Source organism: Streptomyces sp. CAI-85, from assembly GCF_013363615.1.
In the GTDB taxonomy this organism is placed as follows: Bacteria; Actinomycetota; Actinomycetes; order Streptomycetales; family Streptomycetaceae; genus Streptomyces; species Streptomyces antibioticus_B.
Window position 1 is genome coordinate 1 of sequence record NZ_JAANNX010000105.1, and the last position, 10,505, is coordinate 10,505.

7 protein-coding genes are annotated in these 10,505 nt (G+C 70.1%); 2 read left to right on the forward strand and 5 right to left on the reverse strand.

All coding sequences use genetic code 11. The features are described 5' to 3' along the window. Positions 1-1,540, reverse strand: a 1,540-nt coding sequence (locus tag G6W55_RS39130; RefSeq protein WP_309243882.1) for a site-2 protease family protein, incomplete at its 3' end; no start/stop codon positions are given. A gap of 666 nt (positions 1,541-2,206) precedes the next feature. Between G6W55_RS39130 and G6W55_RS35950 the strand changes: the two genes are divergently transcribed. Both G6W55_RS35950 and G6W55_RS35955 read left to right on the forward strand, forming a co-directional pair. Further along, on the forward strand, positions 2,207-3,127 hold the full coding sequence (locus G6W55_RS35950; protein ID WP_175524830.1) for a RecB family exonuclease: 921 nt from the start codon (positions 2,207-2,209) through the stop codon (positions 3,125-3,127). A 14-nt stretch (positions 3,128-3,141) separates the two neighbouring features. After that, positions 3,142-3,813, forward strand: a complete 672-nt coding sequence (locus G6W55_RS35955; protein ID WP_030795478.1) for a response regulator transcription factor — start codon at positions 3,142-3,144, stop codon at positions 3,811-3,813. A 74-nt stretch (positions 3,814-3,887) separates the two neighbouring features. On the opposite strand, the gene G6W55_RS35960 is transcribed toward G6W55_RS35955, so the two are convergent. The 4 genes from G6W55_RS35960 to G6W55_RS35975 form a co-directional block, all read right to left on the reverse strand. After that, positions 3,888-5,471: an ABC transporter substrate-binding protein gene (locus tag G6W55_RS35960; RefSeq protein WP_175524831.1), complete on the reverse strand. Its 1,584-nt coding sequence runs from the start codon at positions 5,469-5,471 to the stop codon at positions 3,888-3,890. Between the two features lie 147 nt (positions 5,472-5,618). Continuing rightward, positions 5,619-7,226, reverse strand: coding sequence for an ABC transporter substrate-binding protein (locus tag G6W55_RS35965; protein WP_175524832.1), 1,608 nt, complete (start codon positions 7,224-7,226; stop codon positions 5,619-5,621). A 480-nt stretch (positions 7,227-7,706) separates the two neighbouring features. Continuing rightward, positions 7,707-8,405: an HAD family phosphatase gene (locus G6W55_RS35970; protein WP_175524833.1), complete on the reverse strand. Its 699-nt coding sequence runs from the start codon at positions 8,403-8,405 to the stop codon at positions 7,707-7,709. Positions 8,406-8,530: 125 nt separating this feature from the next. Further along, the coding region (locus G6W55_RS35975; protein WP_175524834.1) for a vitamin B12 dependent-methionine synthase activation domain-containing protein at positions 8,531-10,505 on the reverse strand (1,975 nt) is incomplete at its 5' end.

The window sequence follows — 10,505 nt, forward strand, 5'->3', positions numbered from 1 at the left end:
CGGTGAGGTCCTGGGCGAGGCCGCTGACGGCGACCCAGGGGCGGCGGTGTTCGGGTACGCCGACGATGGCGGCCTCGCGGACGAGGGAGAGGGGTTCGCCGTGGGCGTCGACGACGACGAGGGCGCGGGCGCCGGCGTCGTTGGCGCGGCGGAGGGCTTCGGAGAGGGGGGTGTGGGTCTCGACGGGGACGGCGCGGCGGGTGAGGGTGCGGGCGCGGAGTTCGGGGAGGTGTTCGCGCAGGCGGGCCATGCGGAGGCTGTTGCCGGCGCCGGTCCAGATGATGGCGGCGAGGATGGCGGCGAGCAGGGCGTCGGTGACGGTGTCCATGCCGACGCTGTCCTCGGCGCCGGCGCCGAGTGCGCCGGACTGGGTGAGCAGGGGGAGTCCGATGAGGACGGAGACGGCGAGGGCGCGGCCGACCCAGGCGGCGGCGACGGTGCCGCTCATGGGTTTGCCGGTGATCTTCCAGACGACGGCGCGGAGCATGCGGCCGCCGTCGAGGGGGAGGCCGGGGAGGAGGTTGAAGATCGCGACGATGAGGTTGGAGATCATCAGGCCGGCCAGCAGGACGCCGGGGACGGTGCCGGGTTCGACGGGCTGCATGGCGAGGTAGAAGACGCCGGCGAGGGCGAGGGAGAGGAGGGGGCCGACGAAGGCGAGCCAGAATTCGCGGCCGGGGGTCTCGGCTTCCTTCTCGATCTCGGAGACGCCGCCGAAGAACTGGAGCTGGATGCGGCGGACGGGGAGTTTGAAGCGGAGGGCGGCGACGGTGTGGGCGAGTTCGTGGATGAGGACGGAGGCGTAGAAGGCGACGGCGAAGAAGAGTGAGACGAGGTAGCGGGCGGCGCCGAGTTCGGGCAGCACGCGGTCGAGCTGCCCGCCGAAGACCCAGGTGATCAGCGCGGCGACGAGGAACCAGCTCGGCGCGACGTAGACGGGCACGCCGAAGGGCCGCCCCATGAGCAGCCCCCCACGCGGCTGCTCCGGGGGCCGCCGCGGCGGCCGCCCCTTGCCACGAGCGCGGCGGCCACCGTTGCCCGACGGGTCCTGGTGCGCGTCGTGGGTGTCGGCGAGGGCGCGGGGCTCGTCGTGGCTGGGCGGCGGCGCGGTGGCGCGGCCCGCCGCGGAGCCGGTGGCCGACTCGGGGGTTTGATGGTCCGGCGAGGTGTCGGGTCCGTGGGGGTGCTGATCCGCGGTGGCCTCGGAGCGGGGGCCAAGCGGGGGCTTGCCCGGGATGCCGGCCGACGGCCCGGCGTGGGCGGCCTCATCCGACGACCCGACGGGGGTCCCGGCCGAGGGCCCGACGGGGGTCCCGGCCGAGGGCCCGACGGGGGTCCCGGCCGAGGGCCCGACGGGGGTCCCGGCCGACGAATCGGCGGGGGTCCCGGCCGACGAATCGGTGGGAGCCGCGGCCCGCGGCCCGCGGGGAGTCTCAGCGGAGGGCTTGGCGGCAGTCCCGGACGAGGGCTCGGGCGGCGTCGGGGCGGCGGGGCCGGCCGACGGGCGAGAGGCAGGCTCCTCGGACGAGGGCGCGCCCAGATTATTCGCGGAAGCCTCCGCAGAAGGCTCAGCCCACGGTCCGGCGACGGGCTCGACCGAAGGCTGGGCCGGTGTGCTGACGGGAGTCTCCGCCGGGTTCTCGGCACCCTGCCCGGCGGCAGGCTCGACCGAGGTTTCGGGAGCAGTACCTGCCGACGGCTCCGCCGGATTCGCGGCGGGGTCCGCCGAGGGCCGGGCGGCAGGTTCGGTGGGGGTTTCGGCCCCGGGCCACGCCGGAATCCCACCCGCTGGCTCAGCCGAGTCCCCGGTCGGCATCCCGGCGGGCTCCGCCGACGGCCGGGCGACAGGCTCAGCCGACGGCTCGGCGGGGGTGTCGGCTGCGGGCGCGGCCTGCGTCTCGGTCGAGGGCTCGGGCCGGGGCTTGGTGGTGGGCTCGGGTGGGGTCGGGTTGGCGGGGAGCGGGGCGCGTGAAGGTGGCGTGGGGGGCTCGGCCGGTTGGTTGTTGTCCGGCCGCGGCCGCTCGTTCGCGCCGCTTTCCACCACGGTGTCCCCTCGGTCCAAGCGTTTCCGCCTCTGCCGGGCGGAAGGGTCTGTGACCGATGGTATGCGGCCGTCGTGGCACCTTCCGCCCCGGCACCCACAGCGGGGCGCTCGTCGGTGCCGGGGACTGGGTGACTGTCAGTGGTGGGCCGTATGGTCTGAGGCATGGAGAGCAGTGGTGAGGGTGGTGTCGTGGCGGGGCGGGTTCCGGAGCCGGGAGTGGGGGCGCGGGTGGCCGTGGCGCCCACCTCGTTGTCGCCGTCGCGGGCCGGGGACTTCATGCAGTGTCCGTTGTTGTACCGGTTCCGGGTGATCGACCGGCTGCCGGAGAAGCCGAGCGCGGCGGCGACGAAGGGCACGCTGGTGCACGCGGTGCTGGAGCGGCTGTTCGACGCCCCGGCGGAGGAGCGGACGGCGCCGCGGGCGAAGGCGCTGATCCCGGGGCAGTGGGACCGGTTGCGGGAGTCGCGGCCGGAGGTGGTGGAGCTGTTCGCCGACGATCCGGAGGGTGAGCGGCTGGCGGGCTGGCTGTCGGAGGCGGAGCGGCTGGTGGAGCGCTGGTTCACGCTGGAGGATCCGACGCGTCTGGAGCCGGCCGAGCGGGAGCTGTTCGTGGAGGCGGAGCTGGAGTCGGGGCTGCGGTTGCGGGGGATCATCGACCGGGTGGACGTGGCGCCGACGGGTGAGGTGCGGATCGTCGACTACAAGACGGGCAAGGCGCCGCGCGCGGAGTACGCGGACGGGGCGTTGTTCCAGATGAAGTTCTACGCGCTGGTGGTGTGGCGGTTGAAGCGGGTGATCCCGCGCCGTCTTCAGCTCGTGTATCTGGGCAGTGGTGATGTGCTGACGTACGACCCGGATCTGGCGGATCTGGAGCGGGTGGAGCGCCGGTTGCTGGCGTTGTGGGAGGCGATCCGGGAGGCGACGGAGACCGGGGAGTGGCGGCCGCGGCCGACGAAGCTGTGCGGCTGGTGTGATCATCAGGCGCACTGTCCGGAGTTCGGCGGCACTCCCCCGCCGTATCCGCTGGCGGTGAGGGCGGCCGCGTCGGAGGCGGACGCGCAGGGCAGAATGGGGCCGGACTAGCGAAGGAGACTTACGTGGCCATCCGTGTCCTACTGGTCGACGACCAGCCGCTGCTGCGCACGGGCTTCCGGATGATTCTGGAGGCGGAGCAGGACATCGCGGTCGTCGGGGAGGCCGGTGACGGGCTTCAGGCCCTGGACCAGGTGCGGGCGCTTCAGCCCGATGTGGTGCTCATGGACATCCGGATGCCCCGGATGGACGGGGTGGAGGCGACCCGGCAGATCTCGGGGCCGGGGCGGGACGGGCCGGCGAAGGTGCTGGTGCTGACGACGTTCGATCTCGACGAGTACGTGGTGGAGGCGTTGCGGGCGGGGGCGAGCGGTTTTCTGCTGAAGGACGCGCCGGCGAACGAACTGGTGCAGGCGATCCGGGTGGTGGCGTCGGGTGAGGCGATGCTGGCGCCGAGCATCACGCGCCGGCTGCTGGACAAGTACGCGACGCATCTGCCGTCGGGTGACGAGCCGGTGCCGAACACGCTGCACACGCTCACGGACCGTGAGGTGGAGGTGCTGAAGCTGGTGGCGCGGGGGCTGTCGAACGCGGAGATCGCCGCGGATCTCTTCGTGAGCGAGACGACGGTGAAGACGCATGTGGGGCATGTGCTGACGAAGCTGGGGCTGCGGGACCGGGTGCAGGCGGCGGTGTACGCGTACGAGAGCGGTCTGGTGCGTCCGGGCGCGCAGTGAGGGAACAGGTGTGAGTACGACGACGGGCGCCCCCTTTTCGTCAAGGGGGGCGCCCGTCGGTGTTCGGGGGCGGGTCAGCCCTTGCTGAGTTCCCAGAAGCGGAACACGGTCGAGGCGTCGAGGCAGTTCTCGAGGCCGTAGACGTTCTCGCGGGCGACGGCGTACTGCTTGGCCTGCCAGATGGGCAGGAGGGGCAGTTCCTTGGCGACGGTGTCCTGGAGGGTCGCGTAGTCGGTGCCGGTGGCGGAGCGGTCGCTCTGGGCGGCGGTGCGCGGGATCAGGGTGTCGGTGATCCTGTCGTTGGCGTAGTTGTTGCCGAGGACGTTGCCTTCGCCGAAGAAGGGGGCGGTGAAGTTGTCGGCGTCGGGGTAGTCGGGCACCCAGCCCTTGACGTAGACGCCGTACTTGCCGTCGGCGATGTCCTTCTCGTACTGGCCGAAGGGGACGGACTTGACCTTGGCGTCGAACAGGCCGCTGGCGTTGAGCTGTTCGGCGATGGCCTTGAGTTCCTGGTCGGTGGCGGGGCCGTAGCGCGAGGGGGTGGACCACAGGGTGAGGTCGACCTTGCCGGTGATGCCCTCCTCCTGGAGGGCGGCGGCGGCCTTGGCGCGGGAGGGGCGGGCGCCGTAGCGGTCGAAGAAGGCGGTGTTGTGGCCCGCGATCCCGGCCGGGATGATCGAGTAGAGCGGGTCGGCGGTGCCCTGGTGGACGTCGCGGATGAGGGCTTCGCGGTCGACGAGGTGGGCGATGGCGCGGCGGACGCCGAGCTTGCCGGCGACGGGGTCGTCCATGTTGAAGACGAGGTGCTGGACCTCGGCGCTGCTGCCTTCGATGACGTCGACGCCGGAGTCGGTGGTGCTCTCGTCGATGTCGGTGATGTCGCCGGCGCTGAGGCCGCGGTAGGCGATGTCTATCTCGTCGTCGAGGAGGGCGTTTTCGAGGGCCTTCTGGTCGCCGTTGAAGAACTTGAGGGTGACGCCGTTGTTGCGGGGCTTGCCGGCGGAGCCCTTGTAGTGCTCGTTGGCGGTGAAGACGGCCTTGTCGTCCTCGAAGGACTCCAGCTTGTAGGGGCCGGAGCCGGTGGCGCCGCCGTCCTCGCGCAGGGCGTCGGCGTCGTACTCCTGGTGGTCGACGATGGCGCCGGCACCGGAGGCGATCTTGCTGGGGAAGGTGGCGTCGGGGACCTTGAGTCTGAAGACGACGGTGGAGTCGTCCGGGGTCTCGACCTTGTCCAGCATGGGGAACATGATGGCGGGGCCGGAGTCGTCGTCGATCTTCAGCATGCGGTCGAAGGAGAACTTGACGTCCTTCGAGGTGAGCGGGTGGCCGTTGCTGAAGGTGAGGCCGTCCTTGAGCGTGCACCGGTACACCTTGGTCCCGGTGTCGGTGAAGGAGCATTCCTCGGCGGCGTCGGGCTCGGGTTCGGTGCCGCCCTTGGGGAAGCTGAGCAGCGACTGGAAGACGTTGTTGAACAACATCCAGGAGCCGGGGTCGTAGCCGGAGGCGGGGTCCGTGGCGAGGACGTCGTCGGACATCCCCAGCACCACGGCGGAGCCGTCGCCGCCGGAGCCCCCGGTCTGGGAGCCGCAGCCGGTCAACAGGCCGGAGGCCAGTCCCGCCACGATCGGCAGGACTGGCCACTGGTTGCGCATGTTCACGAATTACCTTTGTCGTCGGGTCCCGTCATACCGGTCCCGTCGACGCGGGCCCCGGCCGCGACGAACGTATCACCCGGCCTGAAAACCGCATCACCCGAGCGGAACCCGACCAGAAACGACCAGAACCCGACAAGAACGGTACGTGCGTCAGCTACTGACGCCGCGGCCCAGTTCCCAGAGCTGGACGGTCGCGGAGGAGTTCAGCACATAGGCGGTGCCCGTGATGTCGGTGCTGGCGGCGACGTACTGCTTGCCCTGCCACAGCGGGAGCACCGGCACGTCGTCGGCGACGATGTCCTGGATCTCCGTCAGGCTCTTGCCGGCGCTGAGGCGGTCGGCCTCGCGACGGGACTGCGGGATCAGCTTGTTGATGATGTCGCCGTTGCGGTACGGGGAGTTGAGGAAGTTGTCCTTGTCGAGGAACGGCGCGACGTAGTTGTCGGCGTCCGGGAAGTCGGGGAACCAGCCCATGCCCCAGACCTCGTACTCGCCCTTGCGCTCGGCCGGGACGAAGGTGTCCCAGGCGGCGCCCTTGACGGTCACGTCGAACAGACCGCTGTCGTTGAGCTGCTTGCGCAGCAGCTCGAACTCGTCCTTGGTGGCGGGACCGTAGTGGTCGGTCGTGTAGTTCAGGGTCAGCTTGACGGGCGTGGTGATGTTCGCCTCGGCGAGGAGTGCCTTCGCCTTGCTGACGCTGGGGTCGCCGTACTTGTTGAAGAACGAGTTGGAGTGGCCCGTGATGGAGGCGGGGACCAGCGAGTAGAGCGGCTCGGCCTGGGAGCCGTAGACCTCGGAGACCAGGTGGTCGCGGTCGATGACCTGGGCCATCGCCTGGCGCACGGCCTTCGTCTTCACCTCGGGGGCGTTGGTGTTGAAGGCGAGGTAGCGGATCTCCAGGCCGCCCAGCTCGATCAGGTCGATGTCGCTGTCGGCGGCGGCCTCGGAGAGCTTCTGGATCTGCTCGGGCGACATGGAGCGGGTCATCAGGTCGATGTCGCCCTTTTCGAGGGCGGTGCCCATGTCGTCGGCGTCCTCGTACGACATCATGTCGACCTCGTCGTTGTTCACGTCGAGCGCACCCTTGTAGTGGGGGTTCTTCGTGAAGACGGCCTTGGTCATCTCGTCGCCGTCGGTCTCGGCCTTGAGGGTGTAGGGGCCGGAGCCGTCGACGGAGAAGCCCTCGCGCAGCTTGTCCTTCTCGTAGTCGTCGGGGTTGACGATGCCGGCGACCGGGGTCGACAGCTTGAAGGGGAAGGTGGCGTCCGCGGTCTTGAGGTGGAAGATGACTTCGTTGTCACCCTGCGTTTCGATGGTGTCGATCGTCGACAGCAGGGCGAAGACGCCGGAGTCGGCCTTGATGGAACGGGCGCGGTCGATGGAGAACTTGACGTCCTCGGCGGTGATCGCGTTGCCGTCGGAGAACTTGAGGTCGCTGCGGAGCTTGCAGGCGTAGCGCTCGTTGCCGCTGTCGGTGAAGCCGCAGGACTGGGCCGCCTCGGGGACCGGCTCGCCCTCGCCCTTGGGCTGGATCATCAGGGTCTGCACGGTCTGGCGCAGGATGTTCCAGGTGCCGACGTCGTAGGCGTAGGCGGGGTCGAGGGGTGCGGGGGCGTCCTTGGTGGCCGTGAACCGGTCGGTGGTGCCCACGACGATGGCGTCGCCGCCGCCGCTCCCGCTGTCTGCCCCGCCGCAGGCGGCGAGTACGGGCGCGAGCAGACCCACCACGGCCGGCAGCACCAAAGTCTTGCGGTTCATGCTCGAGTTTCTCCAGAGCTGTCGAGTCCGTGTACCCGGCAAGCAGGGGTGTCGCAGCGGATCACGGGGCAGGGGCGATGTTCGTGTAACGAGATTAGTCCGCTTCCGGCAGAGCGGTTGACGGCGGCCGGAGTTGAATGCCCATCACGCTGTGGAACCGGGTGTGGACGCACGGAACAGACGCCCCGGGAAGGATTCGTGCAGCAGTCCATCAATCAGGACACAAGGACGTGCCGGGGCACCCGGTTTGCCGGGATCCGGCACATGACGGGGCGGCTGTCGACCCCCTGCGGGGTGGGGAACGTCACACGCCGGACAGGGGTGACCGCCCGGAATTCCGCGCGCGGTGACGGATGCGTGACGGAAGGAATTCGTCTGTGTACACGGCCGCCGAATTCCTTTGCTATCGGCGGTGCACGCTGGGTGAACGCGCTATCGCATTTCTGTCATCGAAACGTTCTCCGGCGATCACGGACGTGATCATCCCAGCGGCATGAGGCCGCGCAGGAATGCCAGATCGACGCCTTCGAGGGTGGGGACGACGGTGCACCGGGCGCCCGGCTCGATGCCCGCGACGGAGGGCACCGCGACGACCTGGCAGCCGGCCGCGTGGGCGGCGGCGACACCGGTGGCGGTGTCCTCGACGACGGCGCAGCGGGCCGGGTCGACGCCCAGTCCGGCGGCGGCGAACAGATAGGGGTCGGGGTGCGGCTTGGTGCGCAGCACCTCGTCGCCGGCCACCGTGAGGGAGAAGTGCTGGGGGCCGAGCGAGGTCAGGACGCGGTCGATGATGCGCCGGTGGGAGGCGGAGACGAGGGCCGTGGGGATCTCGTACGCGGCGAGTTCCGCGAGCAGCCGTGCGGCGCCCGGCATCAGGGGCAGGGCGCGGGTGATGCGGTCCTCGAAGCCGTCGTTGAGCAGGACGGACAGTTCGGCGAGGGTGATGTCGGCTCCGGTGGCCTCGATCAGGAACCCGGCGCTGCGGCTCATCGGGCCGCCGACCACGACATGGCGCCAGGAGTCGTCGAGCGTGTGGCCGAGGCCGGCGAAGACGTCGACCTCGACGTCCCACCAGAAGCCCTCGGTGTCGACGAGGGTGCCGTCCATGTCGAGCAGCACGGCCTGGAGGGCCGAGCCTTGGGCCGTGCGGGTTGCGGGCGCGGGAACCGTACTGGTCATCCACGTACCTCCTGTGAGGGACGAGCAGGCCGGTTCCCGGAAGGGAACCGGCCTGCTGTGGACCGACCAGTGTACGACTTGTCCGATCAGTACGCCGATCTATACGGCTGAGGGATGTCCGGTGGTCACCGTGCGTTGAAGTACTTGGCCTCGGGGTGGTGGATCACGATGGCGTCCGTGGACTGTTCGGGGTGGAGCTGGAACTCCTCCGAGAGGTGGACGCCGATCCGCTCGGGCCGCAGCAGTTCGGCGATCTTGGCGCGGTCCTCCAGGTCGGGGCAGGCGCCGTAGCCGAGGGAGAAGCGGGCGCCGCGGTACTTCAGGGAGAACATGTCCTCGATGGCGGCGGGGTCCTCCCCGGCGAAGCCGAGTTCCGAGCGCACGCGCGCGTGCCAGTACTCGGCGAGGGCCTCGGCGAGCTGGACGGACAGGCCGTGCAGTTCGAGGTAGTCGCGGTAGGAGTCGGAGGCGAAGAGCTTCGCGGTCTCCTCGCCGATGCGGTTCCCGACGGTGACGACCTGGAGGCCGACGACATCGGTCTCCCCCGACTCCTGGGGGCGGAAGAAGTCCGCGAGGCAGAGCCGGCGGCCGCGGCGCTGGCGGGGGAAGGTGAAGCGGGTGCGTTCGTTGCCGTGCTCGTCGAGGAGGATGAGGTCGTCGTCCTTGGAGACGCACGGGAAGTAGCCGTAGACGACGGCGGCTTCCAGCAGGTTCTCGGTCTGGAGCTTGTCCAGCAGGCCGCGCAGACGGGGGCGGCCCTCGGTCTCGACGAGCTCCTCGTAGGTCGGGCCGTCGCCGGTGCGGGCATGCTTCAGGCCCCACTGGCCCTTGAAGAGGGCGCCCTCGTCCAGCCAGGTGGCGTACTCCTTGAGCTGGATGCCCTTGATGACGCGGGTGCCCCAGAACGGCGGGGTGGGGATCGGGTTGTCGACGGCGACGTCGGAGCGGACGTGGCCCTCCTCGGGGCGCTCCTCGGTGACCACGGCGCCGGCGGCGGGGCGGACCCGGCGCTGCTTCAGCTCGGGCAGCTTGGCGCCGGGCACGCCGCGCTTGACGCCGATGAGGGCGTCCATGAGGCGCAGGCCCTCGAAGGCGTCGCGGGCGTAGCGGACCTCGCCCTCGTAGATCTCGTGGAGGTCCTGTTCGACGTAGGCGCGGGTGAGGGCGGCGCCGCCGAGGATGACGGGGTAGTCGGCGGCGAGGCCGCGCTGGTTCAGCTCCTCCAGGTTCTCCTTCATGATCACGGTGGACTTGACGAGGAGTCCGGACATGCCGATGACGTCGGCGCGGTGCTCCTCGGCGGCGTCGAGGATCGCGGAGACCGGCTGCTTGATGCCGAGGTTGACGACGTTGTAGCCGTTGTTGGACAGGATGATGTCGACGAGGTTCTTGCCGATGTCGTGGACGTCGCCGCGGACGGTGGCCAGCACGATGGTGCCCTTGCCCTCGGCGTCGGACTTCTCCATGTGCGGTTCGAGGTGGGCCACGGCGGTCTTCATGACCTCGGCGGACTGGAGGACGAACGGCAACTGCATCTGGCCGGAGCCGAACAGCTCGCCGACGACCTTCATGCCGTCCAGCAGGGTGTTGTTGACGATGTCCAGGGCGGGGGTGTCCTGGAGGGCCTCGTCGAGGTCGGCCTCCAGGCCGTTGCGCTCGCCGTCGATGATGCGGCGCTTGAGGCGCTCCTCCAGCGGCAGGGCGGCGAGTTCCTCGGCCTTGCCGGCCTTGAGGGACTTGGCGGTGGCGCCCTCGAAGAGCTGCATCAGCTTCTGGAGGGGGTCGTAGCCCTCGGCGCGGCGGTCGTGGATCAGGTCGAGGGCGGTCGTCACCTCCTCCTCGCTGAAGCGGGCGATCGGCAGGATCTTCGAGGCGTGCACGATCGCGGAGTCGAGGCCGGCCTTGACGCACTCGTCGAGGAAGACGGAGTTCAGCAGGATGCGGGCGGCGGGGTTGAGGCCGAAGGAGATGTTCGACAGGCCCAGGGTGGTCTGGACGTCGGGGTGGCGGCGCTTGAGTTCGCGGATGGCCTCGATGGTGGCGACGCCGTCGCCGCGGGACTCCTCCTGGCCGGTGCAGATGGTGAAGGTCAGGGTGTCG